This is a genomic window from Mesorhizobium sp. WSM4842 (assembly GCF_055901575.1).
The window spans coordinates 2,581,966-2,608,181 of the sequence record NZ_CM148372.1; the positions used below are offsets into that span (position 1 = coordinate 2,581,966).

At 64.1% G+C, this 26,216-nt stretch carries 28 protein-coding genes and 2 pseudogenes; 17 read left to right on the forward strand and 13 right to left on the reverse strand.

The window, feature by feature from the left end:
- Nucleotides 1-34: 34 nt before the first annotated feature.
- Nucleotides 35-361: a hypothetical protein gene (locus AC0NIE_RS12455; protein WP_473489018.1), complete on the forward strand. Its 327-nt coding sequence runs from the start codon at nt 35-37 to the stop codon at nt 359-361.
- A 13-nt stretch (nt 362-374) separates the two neighbouring features.
- Here AC0NIE_RS12455 and AC0NIE_RS12460 read toward each other — a convergent pair whose 3' ends face one another.
- The gene (locus AC0NIE_RS12460) at nt 375-944 is read right to left on the reverse strand and encodes a methylated-DNA--[protein]-cysteine S-methyltransferase (protein WP_473489017.1); all 570 of its coding nucleotides are present in this window, start codon (nt 942-944) and stop codon (nt 375-377) included.
- 180 nt (nt 945-1,124) lie between these two features.
- On the opposite strand from AC0NIE_RS12460, the gene AC0NIE_RS12465 reads away from it, so the two are divergent.
- The 5 genes from AC0NIE_RS12465 (at nt 1,125) to AC0NIE_RS12485 (ending at nt 4,806) form a co-directional block, all read left to right on the forward strand.
- Nucleotides 1,125-1,988 (forward strand): lytic transglycosylase domain-containing protein, encoded by an 864-nt coding sequence (locus tag AC0NIE_RS12465; protein WP_123148385.1) that lies wholly within the window; start codon nt 1,125-1,127, stop codon nt 1,986-1,988.
- 4 nt (nt 1,989-1,992) lie between these two features.
- Nucleotides 1,993-2,481, forward strand: coding sequence for a GNAT family N-acetyltransferase (locus AC0NIE_RS12470; protein WP_123148543.1), 489 nt, complete (start codon nt 1,993-1,995; stop codon nt 2,479-2,481).
- Nucleotides 2,482-2,653: 172 nt separating this feature from the next.
- Nucleotides 2,654-3,088 (forward strand): lysozyme inhibitor LprI family protein, encoded by a 435-nt coding sequence (locus AC0NIE_RS12475; RefSeq protein ID WP_473489016.1) that lies wholly within the window; start codon nt 2,654-2,656, stop codon nt 3,086-3,088.
- 277 nt (nt 3,089-3,365) lie between these two features.
- Nucleotides 3,366-4,109 carry a DUF899 family protein gene (locus AC0NIE_RS12480; protein ID WP_473489015.1) on the forward strand — a complete coding sequence of 248 codons (744 nt, stop codon included), beginning with the start codon at nt 3,366-3,368 and terminating at the stop codon, nt 4,107-4,109.
- Nucleotides 4,110-4,254: 145 nt separating this feature from the next.
- Nucleotides 4,255-4,806, forward strand: a complete 552-nt coding sequence (locus AC0NIE_RS12485) for a DUF4142 domain-containing protein (protein ID WP_473489014.1) — start codon at nt 4,255-4,257, stop codon at nt 4,804-4,806.
- Between the two features lie 124 nt (nt 4,807-4,930).
- On the opposite strand, the gene AC0NIE_RS12490 is transcribed toward AC0NIE_RS12485, so the two are convergent.
- Nucleotides 4,931-5,251, reverse strand: a complete 321-nt coding sequence (locus AC0NIE_RS12490; RefSeq protein ID WP_473489013.1) for a DUF1476 domain-containing protein — start codon at nt 5,249-5,251, stop codon at nt 4,931-4,933.
- Nucleotides 5,252-5,519: 268 nt separating this feature from the next.
- Here AC0NIE_RS12490 and AC0NIE_RS12495 point away from each other — a divergent pair, with 268 nt between their 5' ends.
- The gene (locus tag AC0NIE_RS12495) at nt 5,520-5,909 is read left to right on the forward strand and encodes a DUF6152 family protein (protein ID WP_473489011.1); all 390 of its coding nucleotides are present in this window, start codon (nt 5,520-5,522) and stop codon (nt 5,907-5,909) included.
- Nucleotides 5,910-6,374, forward strand: coding sequence for a DUF6644 family protein (locus AC0NIE_RS12500; RefSeq protein WP_123148380.1), 465 nt, complete (start codon nt 5,910-5,912; stop codon nt 6,372-6,374). It begins immediately after the preceding gene.
- 131 nt (nt 6,375-6,505) lie between these two features.
- Here AC0NIE_RS12500 and carB read toward each other — a convergent pair whose 3' ends face one another.
- From carB to AC0NIE_RS12515, 3 genes are all read right to left on the reverse strand, one after another.
- Nucleotides 6,506-10,003 (reverse strand): carbamoyl-phosphate synthase large subunit, encoded by a 3,498-nt coding sequence (gene carB, locus AC0NIE_RS12505; protein WP_123148379.1) that lies wholly within the window; start codon nt 10,001-10,003, stop codon nt 6,506-6,508.
- Between the two features lie 216 nt (nt 10,004-10,219).
- Nucleotides 10,220-11,077: an SH3 domain-containing protein gene (locus tag AC0NIE_RS12510; RefSeq protein ID WP_473489010.1), complete on the reverse strand. Its 858-nt coding sequence runs from the start codon at nt 11,075-11,077 to the stop codon at nt 10,220-10,222.
- Between the two features lie 340 nt (nt 11,078-11,417).
- A complete protein-coding gene (locus tag AC0NIE_RS12515; RefSeq protein ID WP_473489009.1) occupies nt 11,418-12,176 on the reverse strand; it encodes a metallophosphoesterase family protein in 759 nt (252 codons plus the stop codon).
- A 228-nt stretch (nt 12,177-12,404) separates the two neighbouring features.
- Here AC0NIE_RS12515 and AC0NIE_RS12520 point away from each other — a divergent pair.
- Nucleotides 12,405-13,525: pseudogene (locus AC0NIE_RS12520) on the forward strand (IS481 family transposase).
- A gap of 256 nt (nt 13,526-13,781) precedes the next feature.
- Here the strand turns inward: AC0NIE_RS12520 and AC0NIE_RS12525 are convergent.
- Nucleotides 13,782-14,138 (reverse strand): ArsR/SmtB family transcription factor, encoded by a 357-nt coding sequence (locus AC0NIE_RS12525; RefSeq protein ID WP_473489215.1) that lies wholly within the window; start codon nt 14,136-14,138, stop codon nt 13,782-13,784.
- A 195-nt stretch (nt 14,139-14,333) separates the two neighbouring features.
- Here AC0NIE_RS12525 and AC0NIE_RS12530 point away from each other — a divergent pair, with 195 nt between their 5' ends.
- The gene (locus tag AC0NIE_RS12530) at nt 14,334-15,512 is read left to right on the forward strand and encodes an MFS transporter (protein WP_473489214.1); all 1,179 of its coding nucleotides are present in this window, start codon (nt 14,334-14,336) and stop codon (nt 15,510-15,512) included.
- Nucleotides 15,513-15,674: 162 nt separating this feature from the next.
- Here AC0NIE_RS12530 and AC0NIE_RS12535 read toward each other — a convergent pair whose 3' ends face one another.
- Nucleotides 15,675-16,274, reverse strand: a complete 600-nt coding sequence (locus AC0NIE_RS12535; RefSeq protein WP_473489213.1) for a LysE family translocator — start codon at nt 16,272-16,274, stop codon at nt 15,675-15,677.
- Nucleotides 16,275-16,370: 96 nt separating this feature from the next.
- Here AC0NIE_RS12535 and AC0NIE_RS12540 point away from each other — a divergent pair, with 96 nt between their 5' ends.
- Complete coding sequence (locus AC0NIE_RS12540) at nt 16,371-17,240, forward strand: LysR family transcriptional regulator (RefSeq protein ID WP_473489212.1); 870 nt, start codon at nt 16,371-16,373, stop codon at nt 17,238-17,240.
- Nucleotides 17,241-17,314: 74 nt separating this feature from the next.
- Here the strand turns inward: AC0NIE_RS12540 and AC0NIE_RS12545 are convergent, their stop codons facing one another.
- Together AC0NIE_RS12545 and AC0NIE_RS12550 are read right to left on the reverse strand one after the other, a co-directional pair.
- The gene (locus AC0NIE_RS12545) at nt 17,315-17,968 is read right to left on the reverse strand and encodes a dihydrofolate reductase family protein (RefSeq protein ID WP_473489211.1); all 654 of its coding nucleotides are present in this window, start codon (nt 17,966-17,968) and stop codon (nt 17,315-17,317) included.
- A gap of 147 nt (nt 17,969-18,115) precedes the next feature.
- Nucleotides 18,116-18,955, reverse strand: a complete 840-nt coding sequence (locus tag AC0NIE_RS12550; RefSeq protein ID WP_473489210.1) for a protein-L-isoaspartate O-methyltransferase family protein — start codon at nt 18,953-18,955, stop codon at nt 18,116-18,118.
- 31 nt (nt 18,956-18,986) lie between these two features.
- Between AC0NIE_RS12550 and AC0NIE_RS12555 the strand changes: the two are divergent.
- From AC0NIE_RS12555 to AC0NIE_RS12570, 4 genes and pseudogenes are all read left to right on the forward strand, one after another.
- A pseudogene (locus AC0NIE_RS12555) lies at nt 18,987-19,070 on the forward strand (manganese-binding transcriptional regulator MntR); the annotation flags it as partial.
- Between the two features lie 96 nt (nt 19,071-19,166).
- Complete coding sequence (locus tag AC0NIE_RS12560) at nt 19,167-19,355, forward strand: hypothetical protein (RefSeq protein ID WP_123148374.1); 189 nt, start codon at nt 19,167-19,169, stop codon at nt 19,353-19,355.
- 200 nt (nt 19,356-19,555) lie between these two features.
- Nucleotides 19,556-20,491, forward strand: coding sequence for a KPN_02809 family neutral zinc metallopeptidase (ypfJ, locus tag AC0NIE_RS12565; RefSeq protein WP_473489209.1), 936 nt, complete (start codon nt 19,556-19,558; stop codon nt 20,489-20,491).
- Nucleotides 20,492-20,683: 192 nt separating this feature from the next.
- Nucleotides 20,684-21,934: a TCR/Tet family MFS transporter gene (locus AC0NIE_RS12570; protein WP_473489208.1), complete on the forward strand. Its 1,251-nt coding sequence runs from the start codon at nt 20,684-20,686 to the stop codon at nt 21,932-21,934.
- A gap of 12 nt (nt 21,935-21,946) precedes the next feature.
- On the opposite strand, the gene AC0NIE_RS12575 is transcribed toward AC0NIE_RS12570, so the two are convergent.
- The 3 genes from AC0NIE_RS12575 to carA form a co-directional block, all read right to left on the reverse strand.
- A complete protein-coding gene (locus AC0NIE_RS12575) occupies nt 21,947-22,330 on the reverse strand; it encodes a helix-turn-helix transcriptional regulator (protein ID WP_473489207.1) in 384 nt (127 codons plus the stop codon).
- Nucleotides 22,331-22,344: 14 nt separating this feature from the next.
- Complete coding sequence (locus AC0NIE_RS12580; protein ID WP_473489206.1) at nt 22,345-22,596, reverse strand: type II toxin-antitoxin system RelE family toxin; 252 nt, start codon at nt 22,594-22,596, stop codon at nt 22,345-22,347.
- A 71-nt stretch (nt 22,597-22,667) separates the two neighbouring features.
- A complete protein-coding gene (gene carA / locus AC0NIE_RS12585) occupies nt 22,668-23,882 on the reverse strand; it encodes a glutamine-hydrolyzing carbamoyl-phosphate synthase small subunit (protein WP_473489205.1) in 1,215 nt (404 codons plus the stop codon).
- Between the two features lie 277 nt (nt 23,883-24,159).
- Here carA and AC0NIE_RS12590 point away from each other — a divergent pair, with 277 nt between their 5' ends.
- Nucleotides 24,160-24,609 carry a GatB/YqeY domain-containing protein gene (locus AC0NIE_RS12590; RefSeq protein ID WP_292163708.1) on the forward strand — a complete coding sequence of 150 codons (450 nt, stop codon included), beginning with the start codon at nt 24,160-24,162 and terminating at the stop codon, nt 24,607-24,609.
- Nucleotides 24,610-24,690: 81 nt separating this feature from the next.
- On the opposite strand, the gene AC0NIE_RS12595 is transcribed toward AC0NIE_RS12590, so the two are convergent.
- On the reverse strand, nt 24,691-25,146 hold the full coding sequence (locus AC0NIE_RS12595; RefSeq protein WP_473489204.1) for a DUF1801 domain-containing protein: 456 nt from the start codon (nt 25,144-25,146) through the stop codon (nt 24,691-24,693).
- Nucleotides 25,147-25,319: 173 nt separating this feature from the next.
- On the opposite strand from AC0NIE_RS12595, the gene AC0NIE_RS12600 reads away from it, so the two are divergent.
- Nucleotides 25,320-26,210, forward strand: coding sequence for an arginase family protein (locus AC0NIE_RS12600; RefSeq protein WP_473489203.1), 891 nt, complete (start codon nt 25,320-25,322; stop codon nt 26,208-26,210).
- The last annotated feature ends 6 nt before the right edge of the window (nt 26,211-26,216 follow it).

Sequence of the window (26,216 nt, forward strand, 5' to 3'; positions counted from 1 at the left end):
CTTCGAGCGCCCGGTCCTGTTTGGGGAGAGGACCATGAAAACTGTTCTGCTTGCCGCCTGCCTGACGCTGGTGGCCGCCGAGGCGCAGGCGATCTCGCGCTACGACCCGAGCCGCATGAGTTGCGGTACGGTGCGGGCGACGATCGCTCGGGAAGGCGCGGTCATCCTGCGTTACCAGTCGACGCGCGTGCCGGGGCTGCCGCTCTACGACCGCTATGTGCGGAGCCAGCGTTTCTGCAACATGGGCGAGGTCAGGGCACGGGCTTCTGTGCCTAGCGCCGACACGAAGTCCTGCATCGTCTACAAATGCAAGCGGGTGGAAACTGACCGGCATTTCCGCTGGCGCATCTTTCCGAACTAGCTACGTCGGGGCCTCAGAATCCAAACGAGACCTGTGCAGGCGGCGGCGGACCGACGCGCACGCCTTCCATCGCCAGCATTTTTTCCTTGGTGGTCGAGCCGCCGGGCGCAGAAAAACCGCCGATCTTGCCGCCGGCGGCAAGAATGCGGTGGCAAGGGATGACCAGCGGCACCGGGTTGGCGCCGAGTGCGGCGCCCGTCTCACGCGCGAGCCCTGCATGCCCGGCGCGCTTGGCCAGTTCGCCATAGGTGGTGGTCTCGCCGAAAGCGAGCTTTCGCGCCGCGTCGTAGATGGCGAGGCGGAAATCGTCGACGCCGGTGAGATCGACCGGCACACCGGAGAAATCGACGTCCTCGCCGGCTGCATAGGCCTTTATCGACAGAATCAGCTCGCTAATCCATTGCGGTTGGGCGCTCGAAGCGGCACTGCCGGCATGACGCAAAAGCTGGCGTTCCACCGCGTCGCGGTTGCGCTGGGGCAGGCAGAGCCGGGTCAATCCGGCCTCGCTCCAGGCGATGCCCATGAAGCCGATCACGGTTTCGAAGACCGTGTGGCCGGCGACGGCTTGAGAGGTGCCTTCCATGATGTGCTCCTTTCCGCAGAAACGGATGGCAATCCAGTACATATCGAGAACGAGATATCGCATTTTCAGGCTGGTGTTGCCACCCGAAAACCATTCGAGGTCCCGACTGGCGGCGGATTGCCGGGGCAAAGGCGCTGGTGTAAGGACTTTCTTAACAGACGAACCGGACCCGAGCGCGGCTTGCCAGCAAAAATCATCTTTCCCGCGATCGGCGTGATGCTCGCTGCGGCCGGTCTCAGCGGCTGCACTTCGACCTCGCAGACGAAGGCCGTGCCTTCTCTGACTGAAACCACCGCCGCAGGCGCTGATGCCGGCTTTACGCTAGCGCTGCCCGACACGGTTTCGGTGCTGCCGGAATCGTCCGGCATCGCGCCTGTCCAGATGGCGGCGCTGGCTGTCGACCCCACCGCGATGCCTGCCCAGCCGGCCGCCTTTGCCGGCCCGACTCCGCTGGACGCGACTGCACCTGCAGCCATGACGGCCGATGCCGCGTCAGCCGGCGCACCACCTGTCTATGCGACGGCCGCTGTCGCCATGCCGATCACCGGCGAGACAGGCAAGACAATGCCCGGCGTTCAGCAGGCCGCCTATGTCGTGCCTGAGGATCCGTCCGCCCTGCTTTCGACCAGCCCTGCCAAGGAGTATTCGGCGGGCCCGCGCGGCGAGATCGAGCGGCTGATCGAGAAATATGCCATCCTCTATGAGGTTCCGGTCGATCTGGTGCGCCGTGTCGTCAGGCGCGAGAGCACCTTCAATCCCAAGGCCTACAATCGCGGCCATTGGGGGCTGATGCAGATCAAGCATGCGACGGCGCGCGGCATGGGCTATGACGGGCCGGCGAGCGGGTTGTTCGACGCCGAGACCAATCTGAAATATGCGGTGAAATATCTGCGCGGCGCCTGGCTGGTGGCCGGCGGCAACGCCAAGCGCGCCGACCGGCTCTACCAGAGCGGCTATTATTACGACGCCAAGCGCAAGGGCATGCTGGGAGAAACCGGCCTTGGCCGCGACCGCGGTCGGCGTCGCCTGCAGCCGGATGCCTGAACAGATGCCTGAGCCGCGCCCGCCGGCACCGAACGACATAAGGCTGCGCAAGATCCTCGACGACACGCTTGCTCCGCCGCGCTGGCCGGAAGGTTTTGTCATGCGCGGCTTCGAGGCCGCCGACGCGCTCGCTTTGCATGCGCTGCTGACCACCGTCTTCGACGATGGCGCCGATGGGCCGTTCGAGGAATGGTGGCCGCGCATTTCAAGCGACGCGGAATTCGACGCTGCCTTGTGTTTCCTGGTTATCGACAGCAAGGGTCGGCTGGCGGGCGCGGCACTGTGCTGGACGAGGGCGTTCGTCAAAGACCTTGCCGTCCACCCCGAGGCGCGCGGCCGAGGCATCGCCGAAGCGCTGATGTGGCACGTCTTCGCCGCCTTTCGCGCACGGGGCGCTGAGCATGTCGATCTCAAAACCAGCACGGTGGAGAACGCCGCCGCCGTCAGGCTCTACGAGCGGCTGGGGATGTTCGAAGTCGATTGGGCGGGGTGAGGGGCGGTCGGCGAAGCCGATCAGCGAGCGAGCGGCCGAGGGGCAAAGTGTGGAAAGGAAGTGTCCACCAAGGCGGCAGGCTGCATCTTGCCGGCAACCGCTCGGGCGTTAATCTGCGATCCTGCGGCTTTCGTGCCGCGGGCGGGGTCTCGACCGAAACCGGAGAAACACGATGCGGCTTTTGCTTTCCAAAACGGGTATGGCCAAAACAGGTCTGGTGATCCTCGCCATTCCGCTTCTTGCGGGCGTTGCGCACGCCGACGATTGCGCCAACGCGCAGGACCAGGCGACTATGAACGAATGCGCCGGCAAGTCATTCACCGAAGCCGACAAGAAGCTCAACCACGTCTACAGGCAGATCGAGGGCCGGCTGAAGGACGATGCTGCGACGAAGAAGCTGCTGGTCGGTGCGCAGCGCGCCTGGGTCGCCTTCCGCGATTCCGAATGCGCTTTCCAGGGCGGCCCGACCGATATGGCAGGCAGCATGTATCCGATGGTTATCGCCGACTGCAAGGAGAGCCTCACCAACATCAGGCTGAAGGATTTTCAGGGCTATCTCAACTGCCAGGAGGGCGACACGAGCTGCCCGGTGCCGGCGGCGCAGTAGCTTCGTTGTCCCGCTATCCCAATGCGAGGTCCCCCTCATCCGGCCGCTTCGCGGCCACCTTCCTCCCCGGCGGGGAGAAGAGGTTGGCGCCGGCGTTGATAGTCTCCTCTCCCTTGGAGGAAGAGGTCAGCCGAGCGAAGCGGAGGCTGGGTGAGGGGTCTTCTGCCGCCTGTGTGCGCAAAAATGTCGGAACCCTCCTTCGCGATGCGTCCTTGAGAGGCAAAGGCGCGTTGCCGTACGGGGCGCGCCGCCACAAGCACGGCTGATGGAGATGACGATGATCACCTTTCCCAATGAATCCGCTGAATATCGTGCCGCCCGCGAAACCCTCTTGCAGAAGGAGATCGAGCTGCGCCGCGCCATGGAGGATGTGGCCGTCGCCCGCCGCGCACTGCCGCCGGGTGGGCTGGTGCCACAGGATTATGTGTTCGACGGACTTAACGCCGACGGCAAGCCGGCCCGCATAAATCTGTCGGAACTGTTTTCGCCCGGCAAGGACACGCTGATCGTCTACTCTATGATGTTTCCGCGCCATCCCCAGGAGACGCGCGACGTGGCGACAAGCGGCGGCACGGCGAAGCTCGCACGACCGGACCAGCCATGCCCGTCCTGCACGGCGCTGCTCGACCAGTTCGACGGCGCCATTGGCCATCTTGAGGCCGCCGGCTTCAATTTCGCGGTGGTGGGCAAGACCGCGCTCGAAAACCTGATCACGCTTGGCCGCGATCGCGGCTGGACGAATATGCGGCTGGTCTCCTCGGCCGGCAACAGCTTCAAGCGCGACTACCACGCCGAGGCCGACGACGGCGCGCAACTTCCGATGCTGTCGGTGTTCCATCGCGACGCCGATGGCATCCGGCATTTCTGGAGTTCGGAGCTTGGCTTCGCGCCGTCCGAACCCGGCCAGGACCCGCGCGCCGTCGGCACCTGCGAGATCCTGTGGAACCTGATGGATTTCACGCCGGAGGGCCGGCCGGAATGGAACGAACAGCTGCAATATGCCGGCGCCTGCTGCCACTGAGCTTTGCCAAGCATATTTCCGGCGTATCGGCGCCGAGCGGGGGGTGTTGGCAGGGTCGCCGACACCTCATTCCTGTCCCCGTCGCGCAACTTCGCTGCTTGTGTCGCGTTGAACTCTCCGAGGATCACAAACCCGGAGATTTCCTGTGAAAACGCATCTCACGCTAGCCATGGTCGCTTTGCTGGCCGGCGCGCCGGCGGGCTTCGCCCAATCCGCCACGCCGGCCGATATACCTGCTGTCGGCCAAACCAAGATCGAGACCGAGACCTTCACCAAAACGGTCCCCAGCGCCAACCGGTTCGAGATTGAAAGCAGCAAGCTGGCCGAACAAAAGAACGTCGCCGCCGATGTGAAGGATTTCGCCTCGCTGATGATTAGGGATCACACCAAGGCTGGTGAGGATTTCAAGGCAGCTCTCGAGCAGAGCGAGACCACGGCCTCGGTGACAGCGAGCGGCCCCGCTTTGTTGTCGAAGGATCAGGCGATGCTGGACGAGCTCAAGGAGCTCGACGGCGATGCCTTCCAGGCGAAATACATCGTCCTGCAGACGCAGGCGCACAAGCAGGCGTTGGCGCTGTTTTCCACCTATGCGCAGTCGGGCGAAGACCCGGCGCTGAAGGAATTCGCCAAGAAGACACTACCAACGCTGCGGATGCACGAAGAGCGCCTAAAGGATCTGGTGGCCGCCCACAGCTAATGCATGTCACCCAAAAGCATGCCCTCGGGCCTGACCCTGGGCCTGACCCGAGGGTGCGCAGCGGTTTTGGGCGACAAAAAACAAGAACTTAAAGCGCGTCGCGACGCGCTTTACGCTGGCGCTCTCAGGTGTTTTTGATCTGCTCGACCGCCGTCGCCAGCAGGTCGTCCATGACGCCGCGAATCTGAAGATCCGACTGGGCGACGCCCGCCGCGTCGAAATCGGCGCGTATCTTGCGCAACACATCGTCGTCCCCGGCCTCTTCGAAGTCCGCGCGCACCACCTCTTTCGCATAAGCGTCGGCGTCCGCACCGGTTTTTCCGAGTTTTTCGGCGGCCCATAGGCCGAGCAGCTTGTTACGGCGCGCCATGGCCCTGAACTTCGTGTCCTCGTCCATCGCAAACTTCTTTTCGAAGCCTTCCTGACGGTCTCTCATACTGCTCATGGTGTGCCTCGTTCAGGTGTGAGTCTCCGACCTTCATCCGATGGAGAAGAAGAGCGGCGGGTGGGGCCCGAACATGGCGCGCATAGATGTCATAAGCAAGACCGGACCGTTCATTCCAGTGATTGATCGGGCCGGTGATTGATCGGGCAGCGCCTGGACGAACGGCACATGGCGGCCGTCGCGGAAGGCCTTCGCACCGATGTGATTTGACGTTGCCGCGCGGTGACCTACTCTCGAATACTGACGGCATGAGCCGAGGAGACGAGCGATGCAGTCACCTTTCAACGGGATTCGGAGCGTCGCGCTGACAGCAGCAGTGATGCTTGCCGCCGCCACCGCAGCCTATGCCCATCACGGCTGGTCGTGGACCGAGGAAGGTTTTTTCGAACTCCGGGGCAAGATCACGGCCATCTATATCGGCAATCCGCACGCCACGCTGGATGTCGACGCAGAGGGCGAGGTCTGGCGGGTGGATTTGGCGCCGCCGTCCCGGACGATCGCCGCCGGCTTCACCGAGGAGGTCGCCAAAGTCGGCGACGAGGTGACCGCGATCGGCCACCGCTCGCGCGACGAGACCGAGAAGTGGATGAAAGCATCTCGCATCATCGTCAATGGCAAGACTTATGATGTTTATCCCGACCGCGTGCCGCCGGCCTGAATGGACGAGCTCCTCGCCGGCATCGAGCAACTCGCCTTGGTGCGGGCACTGAAGGCCTCCTTCGTCGCCTATCCCATAGTCAACGCGCTGCACATCATGTCGATCGGCGCGCTGCTGACCAGCGTCTGGCTGATGGACCTCAGGATCCTCGGCGCCTTCCGTTCGCTGCCCTACGCGGAGTTCATTGCGCTGCTGCGCCGCACTGCATTTGCCGCGTTCGCCGGCGCGCTTGTCACGGGCTCGCTGCTCTTTTCAGTCAGGGCGAGCGAGTACGCGGCGATGCCGATTTTCCTCACCAAGATGACACTTATCCTTCTCGCCGGCGCCAACTTCTTCGTCTTCATGCGCCGCGCAAAAGGCGGTGACGAGCCGGCCGGCGGGACCGTCACAATCCTGGCGGTGCTGTCGATGGCTCTGTGGACGTCGGTGCTGTTCGCCGGACGATTTATTGGGTTTCTCAACTGAGGTGAGCGTCGGCTCGGTTCGATTGCCCTGGACGGATCAGGGTGCTGTAGAAATCGCAGCGTTGGCGGGACAGCACCCCCCTCTGGCCTGCCGGCCATCTCCGCCACAAGGAGGGAGATTGGCTAGTCGCCTCAGGCAAAATACTCCTGCAGCGGCCTAACCTCCAGGCTCCCCGCCCTCAGCGCCGCAATAGCCTCAGCCACCGCAGCCGCACCCGACAGCGTCGTGTAATACGGCACTTTCTGCATCAGCGTGGCGCGGCGCAGCGACTTTGAGTCCGACACCGCCTTCTGGCCGTCCGTGGTGTTGAAGACGATCTGCACCTGGCGGTTGCGGATGGCGTCCTCGATGTGCGGGCGGCCTTCCAGCACCTTGTTTATTTTCTCGGCGACGACGCCGTTCTCGGCGAGGAAGCGCGCGGTGCCTGAGGTGGCCATTACCTTAAAACCCTGGCCGGCAAGGCGCTTGACCGCCGGCAAGATGCCCTTCTTGTCGTCGTCGCGCACCGAGACGAACAGCGTGCCGGAGCGCGGCAGGTCGACGCCGGCCCCTAACTGGCTCTTGGCGAAGGCCAGCGCGAAGTCGCGGTCGAGGCCCATGACCTCGCCGGTCGAGCGCATTTCCGGGCCGAGCAATATGTCGACGCCGGGGAAGCGGGCGAAGGGGAACACTGCTTCCTTGACCGCGATGTGGCCGGGATTTCTGGGGTCGGGCATGGCGCCATAGTGGGCGAAGGCGTCTTCGAGGGTCTCGCCGGCCATGATGCGGGCGGCAATTTTCGCAATGGGACGGCCGATGGTCTTGGCGACGAAGGGCACGGTGCGCGACGCCCGCGGATTGACCTCCAGCACATAGACGGTGCCGTCCTTGATCGCATATTGCACGTTCATCAGCCCGCCGACATTGAGCGCGCGGGCGAGCGCCGCCGTCTGGCGCTCCAACTCGTCGACGAGGTCGGAAGGCAGGGCGTGCACCGGCAGCGAGCAGGCACTGTCGCCCGAATGGATGCCGGCCTCCTCGATATGTTCCAGGATGCCGGAGACGAAGGTCGACTTGCCGTCGCACAGGCAGTCGACATCGACCTCGATGGCGCCCGAGAGATAAGTGTCGAACAGCAGCGGGTTCTTGCCCAGGAGCGTGTTGATCTGGCCTGTTTTGTCGTTGGGGTATTTCTGCTTGATGTCCTCCGGCACCAGGCCGGGCACGGTGTCGAGCAGGTAGGTCTGCAGCATGCTTTCGTCGTGGATGATCTGCATGGCGCGGCCGCCGAGCACATAGGACGGGCGCACCACCAGCGGGAAGCCGAGCTCGCCGGCGACGAGGCGGGCCTGCTCGACCGAATAGGCGATGCCGTTCTTTGGCTGGCTGAGGCCGAGCTTGTGCAGCAGCTTCTGGAAACGGTCGCGGTCTTCGGCGAGATCGATCATGTCGGGCGAAGTGCCGAGGATCGGGATGCCGGCCTTCTCCAGCGCATCCGCCAGCTTCAGCGGCGTCTGGCCGCCGAACTGGACGATGACGCCGACCAACTCGCCCGACGCCTGTTCGGCGCGCAGGATCTCCAGCACGTCCTCCGGCGTCAGCGGCTCGAAATAGAGCCGGTCCGACGTGTCGTAGTCAGTCGAGACGGTCTCCGGATTGCAGTTGACCATGATCGCCTCGAACCCGGCATCGCGCAGCGCGAAGGCCGCGTGGCAGCAGCAATAGTCGAACTCGATGCCCTGGCCGATGCGGTTCGGGCCGCCGCCGAGGATGACAACCTTCTTGCGCGACGAGACCTGCGCCTCGTTGGCGAGCGCGCCGGCGAAAGGCGTCTCATAGGTCGAATACATGTAGGCGGTGGGCGAGGCGAACTCGGCGGCACAGGTGTCGATGCGCTTGTAAACCGGATGAACGTCGAGCTTTTCGCGTATCCTTTGTACATCTTCGACGTCTTTCCGGACCAGCGACGCGAGGCGGGCATCGGAGAAACCCATCGCCTTCAGCATGCGCAGATTGGCGGCGTCCTCGGGAATGCCGTGCTCGCGGATGCGGTCTTCCATGGCCAGGATGCCGGCGATCTGCTCGAGGAACCACGGGTCGATCTTGCACATGGCGTGGACGTCTTCGAGCGAGGTGCCCATGCGGATGGCCTGCGCCACCATGCGCAGCCGGTCGGGCGTCGGCGTGCCCAGCGCGGCGCGGATGGCGTTGCGGTCGTCGGCGTGGCTGGCTGCGCCGTGCGCGATGCCGGGGATCTCGATCTCGTCCAGACCGGTCAGGCCGGTTTCAAGCCCACGCAGCGCCTTCTGCAGCGATTCCTGAAAAGTGCGGCCGATGGCCATGACCTCGCCGACCGACTTCATCGCCGTGGTCAGCACCGGCTCGGCGCCGGGGAATTTCTCGAAGGCAAAGCGCGGGATTTTTGTGACGACGTAATCGATCGACGGCTCGAACGAGGCGGGCGTGGCGCCGCCGGTGATATCGTTCTCCAGCTCGTCCAGCGTGTAGCCGACGGCGAGCTTGGCCGCGATCTTGGCGATCGGAAAGCCGGTCGCCTTGGATGCCAGTGCCGACGAGCGGGAGACGCGCGGGTTCATCTCGATCACCACCAGGCGGCCGTCGGCCGGGTTGACGGCGAACTGAACGTTGGAACCGCCGGTCTCGACGCCGATCTCGCGCAGCACCGCGATCGAGGCGTTGCGCATCATCTGATATTCTTTGTCGGTCAAGGTCAGGGCAGGGGCGACGGTGATCGAATCGCCGGTGTGCACGCCCATCGGGTCGATGTTCTCGATCGAGCAGATGATGATGCAGTTGTCGGCCTTGTCGCGGACGACCTCCATCTCGTACTCCTTCCAGCCGAGCACGCTTTCCTCGATCAGCACTTCGGTGGTCGGCGAGGCGTCGAGGCCGGACTGGACGATCTCGTAGAATTCGGCGCGGTTGTAGGCGATGCCGCCGCCGGTGCCGCCCATGGTGAAGGACGGGCGGATGATGGCGGGAAGGCCGACATGGTCGAGCGCCTGTGCGGCGATCGCCATGCCGTGGCTGATGTAGCGCTGCTTGCGGTCGCCCTCGCCGAGGTTCCAGCGCGTTTCGAGCGCGTCGAGCGCGGCGTCGAGGTTTTCGGGCTTCTCGGCCTTCAGCGCGGCGCGTTCGGCCTCGTGCGTCTTGCGGTCGGCGTTCTTGACGTCGGTGGCGTTGGCCAGCATCGACTTCGGCGTTTCCAGGCCGATCTTCTTCATCGCCTCGCGAAACAAAGCGCGGTCCTCGGCCTTGTCTATTGCCGTGGCGTCGGCGCCGATCATCTCGACATTGTAGCGCTCGAGAACGCCCATGCGGCGCAGCGACAGTGCGGTGTTGAGCGCGGTCTGGCCGCCCATGGTCGGCAGCAGCGCGTCCGGCCGCTCCTTGGCGATGATCTTGGCCACCACTTCGGGCGTGATCGGCTCGATATAGGTGGCGTCGGCCAATTCCGGGTCGGTCATGATGGTGGCCGGGTTGGAATTGACCAGGATGACGCGAAAACCCTCTTGCTTGAGCGCCTTGCAGGCCTGGGTGCCGGAATAGTCGAACTCGCAGGCCTGACCGATGACGATGGGGCCGGCCCCGATGATCAGAATCGACTTGATGTCGGTGCGTCTTGGCATATCGAGGGTCCGTTCGGCAGGCGGCTTGCACGAAAAACCGGACGGGAAGACCCGGCCGGTTGTGCTCGCGATTCTGGTATCAGGCTAGGAGGGCCTTATAGGGAAGAGTTTTGCCTGATGTAACCCCCTAAAATGCGAGTAGGGCAGTAGGGCAGTAGGGCAGTAGGGCAGTAGGGCAGTGGTTCGAGCGCCTTTTAAACATATTGCCCTACTGCCCTACTGCCTTATTCCCCTTAGCCACTCATCCCCCAGCGCCAGGTCGTCGGTAATCTCGAAGCGTTCGGAAACACCGACACGGATCAGGTTCAGGCTGCCCTCGCGGGTGTAGCGGAATTCGCCTGATGCATTCGAACCGGCGGGCCGACCGGCCTGGAAGCTGATGACGCGCGTGCCGCCATCGGGCCAGGTCACGGTCACCTCGGCCTTGTCGCCGGTGTGGACAACGCCCGCCTTGCAGCTGGTCATCGGCTGGCCGACATAGCGCGCGCAAGGAATCTCGTTGCGGGCACCCAGCGCCGGCGCGGGCCGCCCCGGCGGCTGCAGCCGCGCAACGGTTTGTGCGTTGGCCGGAGCCGCTGCATTGGCGGCGCGATTTTGGCTCGCTTTCGCCGCCGCGGCCGTCTGCATCTCCTCGATCGAAGGATTTCCGCTGGTAGCGAGCGCCAGGCGGTAAGCGTCCTCGATGGCGGCCCTGCCGATTGCCTCAGCGGCTGTCATTGTGGTTTCGGGATCGGTAGCGCCCAGGCGCGCTGTCAGGTCGGGCAGCGGCTGGTCTGCGGTTGCCGGGTTCGCGGCCTCGGCTGCAGAGGCGGTGCCTTCGCCGGTCGGATCAGTATCCGCATCCGAAACGGCCACCGGATTCTCAGGGTTCAGGTAGCGCGCAGGAGCCCATCCGGTCAGTTGCGGGTTGTCGATTTCTGCAACCTTGCACCAGCGGTGGCCATTGACGTCGTTGCAGCCGAGATTGTTCACGCTCGTACCATTCGGCAGCCGAGCCTTGATCTTGCCTATCGCCGACGCCGTGGCGCGGACGTTCAGGAGATCGCCTGGAGCGAGGTCGGTCACGATGGACACGACGGGCGCCTCCTCGGCCCTGGCCGGCAGCAGCGCCGTTAGCAGGAGAGGGGCAGTGAGCGCGTACAGTGTCGTTCGGAGCGTAACTGTGCGCCTCATTATGTTGGCCGTGGCGATAGATTCATTACCGAAGGCGCGGCCAGGTACGAAACGCCACCGCTGGCCAAGTCGATTTTATAAGCGACGACGTGGCGCTATGTAAGCCCGAAAATGCGGCTGCGACGTCAACGTGTTCAGTGTGCGGCATGAGCAAGCTCAGCGTGCGGCATGAACGCGTTTCCGCGTTCAGCCGGACATGAACGCGTTTCCGCGTTCAGCCGGACATGAGCTCGTACCTCGCTCAGCCTGGCATAAATCCGGTGCGCAGCGCGTGGGCCCATTCCGGCCGCCCCGCCTGTTCGGCTTGCCGCGCCGCCGCCTCGTGATCATAGTCGACGGCAATGGCCTCGAAACGGTCGGGGCGGCCCGGCTCACCCAGGTCGACGATGCCGTAGCGCGCATGTGGGGAGCCTTGCTCGGAGACATGCGCCGGCGGTGTCGAATCGCCATAAGCGGGACAGCCGATGCTGCCCGGATTGAAGACGACCGGGCCGCCTGGGATTCGGATCAGCTCGCTGCGGTGACTGTGACCGCACAGCACGATGCGGCAAGCCGGATCGAGCGCGGCCAGCCGTCGCTTGATGGCGGCCAGTGGTGCTCGCACCAGCCGGCCATCTTCTATCGTATCGGTCAGATATTTTTCGTCGTGGTCGGGCCGGGCATGGAAGGCGGTCACGTCAGGCGCGATCTCCAGCGTGAGAGGCAAGGCGAACAGCGCCTCGCGCTGCGCCGATGTCAGCCGCTCCTGCGCGTAGCGGTCGGACGGCCACATGGCTTCATCGGCGGCGTCGCGGGCGACGCGGCGGTCGTGATTGCCGCGCACCGTCGGCAAGGCGAGCGCTTCAAGCCGCTCCATGGTTTCGCGCGGCCAGAGCGGGCCGGAGACGCAATCGCCGAGATTGACGATGAGGTCAGCACTGCCGCGCTGGCTGAGATCGTCGAGCACGGCGTCCAGGGCGACGATGTTGCCGTGAATATCGGCGAGGACGGCAATGCGCATGGGAAGCTCCGTAGGGTCGACGAATGACTGGTCGGGAAGGGCGGGCCTGGCAGACTTTGGTTCCTCTCCCCTGTTACACCAGGGCTACCGCAGCTGGAAAGCCGAGGCTTTCGCTCTACGATGTACCCCACCCCTAACCCCTCCCCACTGTTTGGACTGGGGAGATCGCGAACAGGTGTGCGAGGACATCGCGAACAGTTTTGCGCATTGTGCGCGAGGGGGTTCGGGATGCCGTTCAAGGACAGAAGCGCGATGAAGCAGAAGTTGGAGTTCGTGAGGCTGACCTCGGCGGAGGGGTCGAATGTGAGCGCGTTGTGTCGGCGCTTCGGCATCGGACGGACGTGCGGCCACAAGCTGCTTTCGCGCTACCGGAGCGAGGGCGAGGCAGGACTGGCCGAGCAGTCGCGGCGGCCGCGATCGAGCCCGGCGCAGTGCGCGCCGGAGGTGGAAACGGCTGCGCTTTCGGTGCGCGCAGCGCATCCGGCTTGGGGTGGACGCAAGATCGCGCGCGTCATCGCCCGCGATGGCATCGGCACGCCCGCGGCCTCGACGGTGACCGGCATCCTGCGCCGCAACGGCATCGCGCTGGGCGGCGGGGCGCAGCCCTTCATCCGCTTCGAGCACGAAGCTCCCAACGATCTGTGGCAGATGGATTTCAAGGGCCACGTCGCCTTGCATGGCGGTCGGCTGCATCCGCTCACTGTGCTCGACGACCATTCGCGCTTCTCGATCGCGCTGTCGGCCTGCGCCGATCAGACCACCGCAACCGTGAAGGCCCGGCTGATCGCCGCCTTCCGCCGCTACGGCCTGCCGTGGCGTATCGCCACCGACAACGGCCCGCCCTGGGGCGACGGCGGCCGCAACAACTTCACGCTGCTCACCGTCTGGCTGATCGAGGCTGGCGTCGCCGTCAGCCACTCCAGGCCTGCCACCCGCAGACGCTCGGCAAGGACGAGCGCTTCCATCGCTCGCTCAAAGCCGAAGCGCTGCAGGGACCGCCCTTTGCCGATCTCCCCAAGGCCCAGGACGCCTTCGATCGCTGGCGTCACGTCTACAACACCGTGCGTCCGCACGACGCGCTTGGCGGCGCCGTGCCGCTCGACCGCTACCGCGTCTCGCAGCGCCAGTATCGCGAAATCGTCGAGCCGTTCGACTATGCCAAGGACGATCTCGTCCGCCGCGTTCAGCAGCATGGCTTCGTCTCCATCCTCGGCCACACCATGCGCCTGTGCAGGGCCTTCGCCGGCAAATCCGTCGCCTTCCGCCCAACCGCTGCCGACGGCGTCTTCGACGCCTGGTTCAGACACCAGAAAATAGAAACCATCGACCTCAATGCCCTGGCTCGATAGGATGGCAAACTGTTCGCGATGTCCTCGCACACCTGTTCGCGATGTCCCCAGTCCAAACACCCACAAGGGGGAGGGAGACTTCCGTTGGCGCTGATAGTCGTGTGTGTGTCTTCTGCTGGCGTGGCATTCAGCGGTGACGTTGGCGTGTCCGCCGCGCGGCGTTCCCTCCCCCTTGTGGGGAGGGTTAGGGTGGGGGGCCACCTTCGCAAGAATCCAAACGCGGTTGCCCTGCCTGTTACAGGGGCGAGTTACGGCTTCAGGCGCGGACTTCGATCTCGGAGGCGCCTACCGCGGGCAGAGCTGGGTCATCGACGGCAGCGGCAATGACGCTATCGAGCAGCCCCGGAAAGCGGGCATCGAGATCGTCGCGGCGCAGCGTGATCAGCCGGCTGGTGCCGACCACCTCGGTGCGGGTGACACCGGCCTCGCGCAATTTGGCCAGATGGTAGCTGAGGTTGGTCTTCGAACCGAGATCGAGGAACTGGCTGCAATTCAGCGGCACGCCTTCCTTGCTGGCGAGATAGCGCACAATGGCCAGCCGGGTGGGATCGCCGAGCACGGCAAGAACGTTCGACAGGCTGATTTGGTCGGCGGCGGGGTGGGGCAGTGTCATGCCGGAGAACTAAGCGCAATCAGGACCGATTTCAACGCATCTCCTCCTTGGCGGATGCACGCAGTTTCTACCTCCTGCCACCTTGTCCTGACATAGAGCTGTCAGGAGAGTTCCGCTATTCTCGGGTGGCTTCATTGACACCATGCCCCATTATGTACAATTGTTCAATAACTTTTGAACTAAGGATTTGCCGCTATGGACAAGCGCCTCATCTGGCTTGCGCTCGGGTCTTTCACGATCGCGACCGAAGGTTTCGTCATTTCAAGCCTGTTGCCCGACATCGCGGCCGATGCCGCCATCTCCGTTCCACTCGCCGGCGCGCTGATCACCGCCTTTGCGCTCGCCTATGCGCTCGGCACGCCGATCCTGGCGACGCTGACCGGCGAATGGGACCGGCGGCGCGTCATCTTATGGACACTGGTGTTTTTCGTGCTGGGCAATCTGGCGGCGGCGCTGAGTTCCTCTTTCGAATTGCTGCTGATCGCGCGCATCGTCATGGCGCTGTCGTCCGGCCTGTTTGCGGCGACGGCGCAGGGGACGGCCGTGGCGCTTGTCGATGATCATCACCGCGCCCGCGCCATTGCCGTCGTTGTCGGCGGCACTACGGTGGCGGTGGCGGTCGGCGCACCGCTCGGCGCGCTTGTCGCGACCGTTGCCGGCTGGCGCGGCACGTTCTTTGCCATCGCCGGGCTCGGCGCACTGGCCGGCGCAATCCTGTGGTACCGGCTGCCGCGCGGCATTGTCGGCACCAAGCTGCCGCTCAGGCAGCGGCTGGCCGCAATCCTTCGCCCCGGCGTGCCATCGATCCTGCTGACCACGCTGCTGGCGCTCACCGGCGCCTTCACGGTCTTTGCCTTTGTCGCGCCGCTAGCCATCGAAGGCGGCGGCTTGAGCCCGATCGCGCTGCCCGGCATGCTGCTTGCCTTCGGCGTCGGCGCCGTTATCGGCAACATCGCCGGCGGGCAGGCTGCCGATCGCTTCGGCGCGACGCGCACCGTCAGCTGGTCGCTGGCGCTGAGTGCGGTCATGCTGGTCATGCTTTCGGTCATCCCGGCCTTCCTGCCGCACAGCATCGCCGGGCCGGCGCTGATGGCCATGATGGTGCCGTGGGGCATCGTCGGCTGGGCCTTCCCTCCGGCGCAGGCCAGCCGCATCATCAGGCTGGCGCCCGACGCCGCGCCCATCGTGCTGTCGCTCAACGGGTCGGCGCTCTATCTCGGCGTGGCGCTGGGCGCCGTCGTCGGTGGCGCGGTGCTGCGCTATGGCGCGCCAGCCGATCTCGGCCTGGTCGCAGCAGTGTTCCCGATCCTGGGTCTTGGCGTCATGCTGGCCAGCCACCGGGCGGCGCGGGCGATTGCCATGCCGGCGGAGTAAGTGTGGCTACCGCCGGCCGTCCGAGACCTCAGGGGCGCTGCCGGCGGTATACCAAAATCCAGCGCGGCGATGTCATCCAGCGCCGCGCGCAGGCTTGCCGCCTGCTCCTTGTCGACCATGTCTTCGAAACGCTGCTGGGCTACGCCGCCTGAACATCAGCATCTATGCTGGCTGCCACATCGGAATGATCGAGGCGGCCAGCAGCAGCCCAAGCACGGCGTTGAGCACGCGCCACTGCCGCTCGGTTCTGAGCAACCGCGCGAGCAGCGTGCCCGCCACGCACCACGCCGACAGTGACAGCGCGGCTGCCAGGCCGAAGACCGTGCCGAGCAGAAAGGCGAGCTGCAGCGGTCCGTTGGCGAGGGCGGTAAAGGATGCCGCCGCTCCCAGACCCATGGCCCAACCCTTGGGGTTCATCCATTGCAGGCCCGCGCCACCGAAAAAGCTGTTCGGCTTGGACATGGACACGTCCAGATTGGGTGGACCGCTGCGGCCGATCTTCCATGCGAGCCAGATCAGATAGAGTGATCCGGCTATCTTCATCGCCAGCTGCAGGGACGGAGCGGCTGCCAACAGGCCGGCGAGCCCGGCCGCACCTGCCGCAGCCACCGTGGCTAGGCCGGCCGCACTGCCGGCCATCAGCGGAACCGAGCGGCGAAAGCCGAACTGTGCCCCGGACGCTGTCGACAAGGTCGTGGCCATGCCGGGCGTGGAGGTCGAGACCAGCGCAAACAGGACGAGCGGAAGGATGGCCTCAAGCATGCTGTTTCCTCTGTTGGGAACCAGCATGCTAAGCATGAGCGTGCATCAGTAAATGCAATGTTTGTCATGGTTGGCATTAGAGAATATAATGCAACTATGATCCGCAATCTCGACACGGCCCTGATCCGGACCTTCGTCACCGTCGCCGACACGGCCAGCATGACGGCGGCGGCGAACGCGCTGCACCTGACGCAGGGCGCCGTCAGCCAGCAGATCAAGCGGCTGGAGGAGGTTCTCGGCTGCAGCCTCTTCGAGCGCGACCGGCGCGGCCTGAGACTGACCCGTTCCGGGGAGCGACTGTTCGGTAAGGGCAAGCGCCTGCTCTCCCTGAATGACGAGATCTGGGCCGAGATGGCGATCAGCGCGGTCGCGGGTGAGGTGCGGCTCGGCGTGCCGTATGATCTGGTTGGCACCATGCTTGCGCCGGTGCTGAAGACCTATGCTGAGACCTTTCCGCAGGTCGAGATTTCGCTGGTCTGCGCCTCGTCGCCGGAGCTTGCGGCGGCATTGGCAGCTGGCACGATAGACCTTGCCGTAATCGAGGAACCGGTCGGTCCGTCCGCCGGCGAATGTCTCGCCATCGACCGGCTGGTCTGGGTCGGCGCCAAAGGCGGCATAGCCCGCCGCAAGCGGCCCTTGCCGGTTTCGACGGTGGCCGACACCTGTGCCTTCCGCCCTGCGGTGCTGGCGGCGCTCAACGAGCACGGGCTGGAATGGCGGACCGTGTTCGAGAACGGCAACCTCGACGCGACGACGGCGACTGTGCGTTCGGATCTGGCCGTCACGACCTGGCTGGCCTCCACGGTGCCCAGCGATCTTGATATTCTGTCCGCCGATCCGGAGCTGCCGGCCTTGCCAAATTTCTCGATCAATTTGCATCTGCCGAAGCATGGGGTCGGGCCGGCGGCGCGGGAATTTGCCGCGTGTATCCGCGACGGACTGGCCCGGCGGCAACAGGCGGCGTGATCGGCAAAATAGCAAGGGGACAGCCGGTGCTCGGCCATCCCTGTTGTTAACGCGGTGCGCGCTTGTGCGGTCGTCTATTTCCAGGTTCGGCGTCTCTCGATCTCGGCTTCGGACGGCTGTTCCTGGGCGAAGGATCCAGTCTTGATCTCACCGGCGCGTTGGTAGGTCGCCATAATGACGCCGGTGGTCGATGCCTGTGAGCGGTTCAGCTTGAAAGCCGCCGGGATTGCGCCGCTGCCAAACAGCCGCTTGCCCTTGCCCAGCACCAGCGGGAAGGTCAGCAGGCTGATCTCATCGATAAGGTCGTTGGCGAGCAAGGTCTGGATCAGCTCGCTCGAACCCTGGACGAGCAGGTCGGGGCCGTCCTCCTGCTTGAGCTGGCGCAGTGCGGCCACGACGTCGTCGCCCAGCGACTGGCTGTTTTGCCACGACAGCCTATCGGGCCGGTGGGTGGCCACATATTTGGTGGCGGCGTTGAAGCTGTCGGCGATCGGACCGCTCTTCTGGTACGGCCAATGCGCGGCGAAGATGTCGTAGGTCTTGCGGCCGAGGAGCAGCGCGAAGGGTTTTGCGAAGATCTCACCGATAAAGGCGCCCCCGACGTCGTCCCAGTAATGGAACGTCCAGCCACCGAATTCGAAGCCGCCGACCGGGTCTTCTTCCGGCCCGCCAGGCGCCTGCATGACGCCGTCGAGGCTGACGAATGTCGCAGTGATGATCTTCCTCATTGGATTCTCCCTTTTCATTATCCGTGCCGTCGGTGCCGGATTTCGGCCAAAGGACGTGCGAGCGGACGTCTGTCCGACAGGGCCGGAAAAAACTTCCAGCGCTCCAGCCGGCGACGGGCAAGCATCGGATGCCTCGCCTCGGCGACGTCATTGCGACCGCCTGCCGCCAACATCTTGCGACGAGAACCAGACGTCGCCGATGACGGCAATGGCGGTGCGGTCCGGTGCCTTGTCGGCCGTCAGCCAGATCGAGCGGCTGCGTGCCGCCTTGTCGCGATTGGGGAATTTCGTTGCGGGTGTTGCTGCCGAGGCACCGATGCAAGGGATGAACCATGACCGCATGAACGGGTCGCAGGCAAAACCCTGTTGGGTGCGGGTCACCATCACCGCAAGGCCAACGCGCTCGGCCGGGCGCCACGGAAAGACCATGCGGGCGCCCGGCTTCAGCGCCTTCAGCCACTCGGCCGGGGGTGCTGCGACGCCGGCATTGACATAGATGATGTCGGACGGTGGCAGGCTGCCGATGACCGCATCGCCATGGATGACGGTCACATTGCCATAGGCTTCGAGATTCTTTCTCGCGCGGTCGGCGAGACTGGATTCCAGTTCGAAGGCGGCGACTTCGCCCGGCGAAACCAGCTGTGCCAGCAGAGCTGTGTAGTAGCCGGTGCCGGCGCCGACATGGGTAACCGTCTCGCCGGGTTTTGGCGCCACTTTGCCGATCCACATGGCGTGCAGGAACGGCTCGCCATTGTTGATGCCCTTGTCGGCGTCGAGCGACACCAGCACGTTCTGATAGACGTGAACAGGATCGGCACTCGGCGTTTCAACCTTGCCGTTGCCGGCGACGACCGTCCACGGCCCAGGCCCGAGAAAGGCTTCGCGCGACACCGCGGCGAAAGCTGCTTCGAGACGTGGATCGGCCCAACCTGCATTGGCAGCCATCAGTCGCGCATAAAAGCGGCGCACATCGGCGAGATCGGTCATGGCATCAAGATAGCGCAGACTGCCGATTTGTCGCGTCGATGCCGAGGGCATCGAGCACCATGTCGGCGCCGAGACGCTAGAAGCGTTTCGCAACGCAATGATGGCGACACGCTAAGTCTACCGCCATTGCCGACAGTCCTGCCGGAACCGCCGCGTTGCCGCTGCGTTTGAGATCGTGCCACGCGATTGGAGCGAGACCGAGGAGGATACCATGGGCGTTGAACAGGCACCGACAGCGAAGGGCAAGCAAGCGGCCAAGGGATTGAAGCAGGCTGCGGCGAAGGACGAACGCAAGACCGAAGCGGATACTGGACGCCCGCTCAAGAAGGGTGAGGCCCGCTTCGAGGAGCGCTCGAAGAGCTCGGACGGCAAGAGCGCGGGTACCAAGCAGAAGATCTGAGCGTAACGCCAAGTACGGACCAAAAAAGGCGCCGGCAGGCTTCTCAGCCGCGGGTGTCGTGCATCGATCCACCCCAGAGCCGGCGGCCCTTCATGCGAAAAATACTGTGACTTGGCGCAACCATTGAGATAATTGTTTGTTGGGTCGGATCGGGCCATGAGATCGGCAGGTTACCGATACGCGCGTCGCGGAGAGTTGCCATGCTCTGGAAGGGTCGTCGTCAAAGTGACAATGTCGAGGACCGACGCGGCCAGGGCGGCGGGTTCAACCTGCCGGGCGGCGGCCCCGGTCGGTTCCGCATCCCGGTCGGCGGCCGCTCCGGCGGTGGGATGTCGCTGTCGACCATCATCATTCTCGTGATCCTCTATTTCGGGCTGAAGGCCATTGGCATCGACCCTCTGCAGATCCTGGCCGGCGGCGGTGGCGGCTTGCTGCCGGGCGGCGATCAGATCACCGACAACAGCGGAGAACAGGGCGGTGGCACCGGCGCGCCCGCCTCCGACGAGATGAAGCAGTTCGTCTCGACGGTGCTGGCCGAGACCGAGGAGACCTGGACCGGCCTTTTCAAGGCCGAGGGCCTCACCTACGAAGACCCCAAACTGGTTCTGTTCAGCGGGCAAATCCGTTCGGCTTGCGGCTTCGCCTCTTCCGCGGCCGGCCCGTTTTACTGCCCCGGCGACCGCAAGGTCTATCTCGACACCACTTTCTTCCAGCAACTCGACGAGCAATTCGGCGCCTCGGGCGATTTCGCCCAGGCCTATGTGATCGCGCATGAGGTCGGTCACCATGTGCAGAACATCACCGGTATCCTGCCCAAGTTCAATCAGATGCGGCAGCAAATGGGCGAGGCCGAGGCCAACCACATGTCGGTGCAGGTCGAGCTTCAGGCCGATTGCTTCGCCGGCGTCTGGGCGCATTTCACCGGGCAGAAGGGAATCCTGGAGCAGGGCGACATGGACGAGGCGCTGAACGCCGCCCAGCAGATCGGCGACGACACGATGCAGAAGAAGATGCAGGGCTATGTCGTGCCGGAAAGCTTCAATCATGGCACCTCGCAGCAGCGGCAGACCTGGCTGGCGCGCGGCTACAGGAGCGGCAAGCTTTCGGACTGCGACACGTTCAAAACTCCGATCTGAGGTGCTCGGACCTTCCTGTCGAATGACCGTTGAAGCGCCGGCGGTTATGCAGGGTTGTGGCCGCATTCATGTCGACAGTTGATGTCAGGATAAAAATTCCTGGCGTGTTCCCTTATTGTTCTGAGCGGCTGACTCGCCTATAACGAGCCCTTTCGCCTTCGCTCCGAGGCGGCTCCGGGAGTCGATACCGTCATGATCGAAGCCAAAACCGCCAGGCGGGGTCTTGCGCTTGTTTTCACCACGCTGCTGCTCGACATCACCGGCATCGGCATCATCATGCCGGTGCTGCCGGCCTATCTGCAGGAGCTGACTGGCGTCGGCGTCAGCGAAGCGGCAATCGAAGGCGGCTGGCTGTTCTTCGTCTACGCGGCCATGCAGTTCCTGTTCGCGCCGCTGGTCGGCAATCTCAGCGACCGCTTTGGCCGGCGCCCGATCCTGCTGGCCTCGGTGCTGACCTTCGCCATCGACAATCTGATCTGCGCGGTGGCCTGGTCGTATTCGGTCCTGTTCATCGGCCGGGTGCTGGCCGGCATCAGCGGCGCCAGCTATTCGACTGCCTCCGCCTTCATCGCTGATGTCAGCACCGACGAGAACAGGGCGAAGAATTTCGGCCTGCTTGGCATCGCCTTCGGTGTCGGTTTCATCATCGGCCCGGTGCTGGGCGGGTTGCTTGGCGAGTTCGGGCCGCGGGTGCCGTTCTGGGGCGCGGCGGTGCTTGCTCTCATCAACTTCATCGTTGGCTGGTTCTTCCTGCCGGAAACCCTGGAGCAGCACCACCGTCGGCGATTCGAGTGGCGCCGCGCCAATCCTCTCGGCGCCCTGAAGCAGATGCGCAACTATCATGGCATCGGCTGGATCGGGCTGGTGTTCTTCCTGATGACGCTCGGCCACATGATGTACCCTGCCGTGTGGTCGTTCGTCGGCAGCTATCGCTACGGCTGGAGCGAACAGCAGATCGGCTTCTCGCTCGGCGTCTTCGGCCTCGGCGGCGCACTGGTGATGGGTTTTGTCCTGCCGCGCGTCATTCCACGGCTCGGCGAATGGCGGACCGCTGCCATCGGCCTTGCTTTTACCGCGCTCGCCGCCTTCGGCTATGCCGCGGCATGGAAGGGCTGGATGATCTATGCGGTGATCGTGGCGACCTGCCTCGAGGCGCTGGCCGACCCGCCGCTGCGGAGCCTGGCGGCGGCCAAGGTGCCGCCCTCCGCGCAAGGCGAATTGCAGGGTGCGATGACGAGCGTGTTTTCGATCACCAGCATCATCACGCCGTTGCTTTATACGGGAATCTTCGCCTGGTTCACCGGGCCAAGCGCGCCGGTGGCGTTCGGCGGCGCGCCCTTCGTGCTCGGCGGTATCTTTCTCACTCTGTCGCTGATCGCATTCGTGCTCAGGGTCGAAAGGCCAGTCGCGGTGAAAGACGTCACGACGGCGACGGTGGCCTAAGGGCCATGCTCACTAGGATTCAATCCATTCGCCCGGAATATCCAGTGCCTTCGCCAGCATCGCGCTGGTCTGCGCCGATGGCTTACGGCGATTGGATTCAAGATCCGACAGAAAACCCTGGCTGACACCGACCGTGGTCGCCAATTCGGCCTGCGTCAGGCGCCGCCAGTTGCGCAGCGCCTTGAGCCGGCTGGAGCCCCGCAGAATTTCCATGGTCACATCCGCAGGCAGGGGTTTTTCCGTTTTGAGACTAGCCTTTCGCTCGTCGTAAATCGCCACATCCGCAGCGTCTTCAAGAGCCTCTTCGGCCGCATGCAACAGAGCCTCGTAGTCCGCCTTTGGGATAACGACCAGCTCTTCTCCGGTTGGCGTCTTTATGATTTGCGGGGCGTTCATGGTGTCCTGTCCTGCTATGACCGACGGTAGGTTGTCGTTTTGCGTTTGCCGATATAGATCGCGAGGATCGTCGTGCGGTCTTCATCGAATATGACGCGGTAGCGACCGATCCGCAGTCTGTAGCCGTCCCTGCCAGCAAGGCGCTTGATATCTCCCCGCCCGCTGACGGCATAGGAGATCAGGCCTTCGGCGATCTGCTCGCGGACATCGGCCGGCAGGTTGTCGAGATCGCGAGCCGCCGACACCGAGAGGATGATCGTCTTCACGGTGATGATATCGCAGATTTATCGCGGAAAGTTAAGCGATATTATTGCCAAGGCTTCTCGCGTACAGATAGTCAGCGCTCTGCCAGCACCGGCTCGCCGCGCTTTTCGCGGATGAGGTTGACGAAGCGGCGGAACAGATAGTGCGAATCCTGCGGGCCGGGCGAGGCTTCGGGATGATGCTGGACCGAGAACACCGGCCTTCCTGTCAGCGTGATGCCGCAGTTCGAGCCGTCGAACAGCGAGACATGGGTTTCTTCGACGCCCGTGGGCAACGAGTCGGCATCGACGGCAAAGCCGTGGTTCATCGAGACGATCTCGACCTTGCCGGTGGTGTGATCCTTGACCGGATGGTTGGCGCCGTGATGGCCCTGATGCATTTTGGCGGTCTTGCCGCCCAGCGCCAGCGCCAGCATCTGATGGCCGAGGCAGATGCCGAAGACCGGAATGTCGGTCTTCAGCAGGTCCTGGATGACCGGAACGGCATAGTCGCCGGTGGCTTCCGGGTCGCCGGGACCGTTGGAAAGAAAGATGCCGTCGGGCCGCATGGCGAGGATCTCCTCGGCGCCGGTGTTGGCCGGCACTACGGTGACCTTGGCGCCGAGACCGGCAAGCAGGCGCAATATGTTGCGCTTGACGCCGTAGTCGATGGCGACGACGTGCATGGACGGATCGATCTGTTCGCCAAAGCCCTCGTCCCAGACCCAGGGCGTCTCGCGCCAGACCGAGGACTGGCCGGAAGTGACGTCCTTGGCCAGGTCAAGCCCGATCAAGCCGGACCAGGCGGCGGCGCGGCGCTTCAGATCATCGATGTCGAACATGCGGTCGGGCGCATGCGCGATGACGGCGTTGGGCATGCCCTTTTCACGGATCAGCGCGGTCAGCGCACGGGTGTCGATGCCCGAAAGCGCGACGATGCCGCGTTTCTTCAGCCATTGGTCGAGACCAGCTGCGGCGCGATAGCTGGACGGGTTGGTGACATCGGCCTTGAACACGGCGCCGACGGCGCCGGCGCGGGCAACCGGATTGAGATCCTCGATGTCCTCGTCATTGGTGCCGATATTGCCGATATGCGGAAAGGTGAAGGTGACGATCTGGCCGGCGTAGGACGGGTCGGTGAGGATTTCCTGATAGCCTGTCAGCGCGGTGTTGAAGCAAACCTCGGCGACGGCGGAGCCGGTGGCGCCAAGGCCGCGGCCCTCGATGACGGTGCCGTCGGCCAGCACCAGCAAGGCGGTCGGCTTCTCGGTGGCCCAAGGGGGGGTCGACGCGGCGGTCATCGTTGCCATGGCGGCACTCCTAAAAGGCTGCGCCCTTCAATCGGTCCGGCGAACCATTGTGCGCAGCAAACCGCGCGCAGCGGCGATTTCGCAGCCAGCGCGCGCAACAAAAATTCAGTTCATGCAAGGCCCAGTACATAGGGGAAGGCGCCAGAGCGGTCAATGACGCTACGCCCGCAGGCGCGATTTATTTCGTCGAACAATATCAGCAGTTTGCCGGGCGGCGTCGAATTGCCTTGGGGTTTCGGCACGGCTATTGTTCGTCGCATTCGAAGGAGAAAGCATCATGCGCGGCAAAATCGCCGAATCCCTGAAGAGCGCGATGAAGGCGCAGGACAAGCGCCGGCTGCCGACATTGCGGCTGATCCAGGCGGCCATTCACGATCGCGACATCGCCAATCGCGGCGCCGGCAAAGAACCGGCCAGCGATGACGAGATCCTGCAGATCCTGGCCAAGATGGTAAAGCAGCGCGAGGAGTCGGCCAAGGCTTTCGACGACGGCAAGCGGCCGGAGCTTGCCGCGCAGGAGCGCGACGAGATGGCCATCATCCGCGATTTCCTGCCGACGCAACTGGGTCAGGCAGAAACCGAAACGGCGATCCGCGCCGCCATCGCCGAGACCGGTGCCAGCGGCGTCAAGGACATGGGCAAGGTGATGGCTGCACTCAAGGAGAAATACGCGGGCCAGATGGATTTCTCCAAGGCGAGCGGCATCGTCAAGGGACTGCTGCAGTAGGGATTTTCCCGGCTGCAGCGATGCTCAAGGCCGTGAAGGAGGCGGCCGCAAGGAGCAGCGCTGGCCGGTTGTTGATGATCCTCAAGCGCCCTTTGGTTTCTGAGAGCGGGCGGTAGCTCGCCCCGACATGTTCAGTGCCACGGCGCCGCGAATGAGCGCCTTCAACGCCTCTTCATCGATCTTGTCGCCCTCATGGATATCGATAGCGCGCCTGGTGTTGCCTTCGAGGCTGGAGTTGAAGAGGCCTGAAGGATCCTCCAGCGAGGCGCCCTTGGCGAAGGTCATCTTGACGACATTCTTGTACGTCTCACCGGTGCAGATTATTCCGGCGTGCTCCCACACCGGAACCCCTCTCCACTTCCACTCCTCGACCACTTCGGGATCGGCCTGCTTGATGAGGGTTCTGACCCGAGCGAGCATCTCGCCCCGCCAATCGCTCAGCTCGTTGATTCTCGCATCTATCAACTGAGAGGGAGTGTCTCCTCCTGCTCCTTCCATCGAGCCGCTCTTCTTCATGGCTGTTGTCGCTTTGGTCATGATTGGTCCCAGTGGCTTTGAGAACGTTCGGCGTCCGGCGTCTCACGACGGCATCAATGCGGCAAGCCGTTTGCCCTTCCGGCGCGGGCGACAAACTCTCGACGTCGAGGAGGAACCTTCCTCCCTCCAGACCCGTTTTGCAACGAGGATCATACGAAAATGGAGCTTCGATTTTGGCGGCGCGTCTGTTGAACATTATCGGCGCCGCCACCAGCGCCGGCGCCTATTCGCCGGGGCAGGAACGAGCCCCCGCGGCGTTTCGGCGACATGGGCTCGCAGAAGCGCTCGCGAGCCGAGGCAGAGCCGTCAGGGACCATGGCGATGTTGCATCGTTCCGGTGGCGGCCGGATCCCTCGCGGCCGCAGGCCATGAACCTGGAGGCCGTGCGCGGGGCCTGTGACTTGGTCGCAAGCCACGTGGCGACGGCGATTGCAGCGCAGGAAGACGTGCTTGTCTTAGGCGGCGATTGTACTGTGGAGCTGGGAACGGTCGCTGGAGCGAACGCGGCCGGCGCGCGGATCGGACTCGTCTACATAGACTTTGACGCCGATCTCAACACACCTGACACGAGCGACGGCGCCTTGGACTGGACTGGTGTCGCTCATCTGCTCGACATCCCGGGACGCGAGCCTTCGCTCGCCGGGCTCGGCCCAACCCGTCCGATGCTCGTGCCTCAGCAGCTCCTCTATTTCGGCGTCGAGAATATCACTCCGCCCGAAGCCGCCGCCATCAGAGATAATGCGGTCAAGGTTATATCGCGTGAGGAGGCTTTGAGTGATATCGAGGCGGCGGCGGCGCGCGCGGCCGAATGGGCGGCGCGCTTTGACTGCGTGCTTATTCACTTCGATGTCGATGTGCTCTCCTTTATCGATTTCCCGATTGCTGAGAATGTGCGCCGTTGCGACGGTCTCAAACTGGAGCAAGCCGCCTTCGTGCTAAAGCAGTTGACCGCCCTGCAGCAATGGCGCGGCCTGACCGTCACAGAAGTTAATCCGGCCCATGCGCCAGACGAGCCCACCGCGTTTGCACGCTTGAATGAGGTTCTTGCGGACGCCCTTGGCTAATTCGCG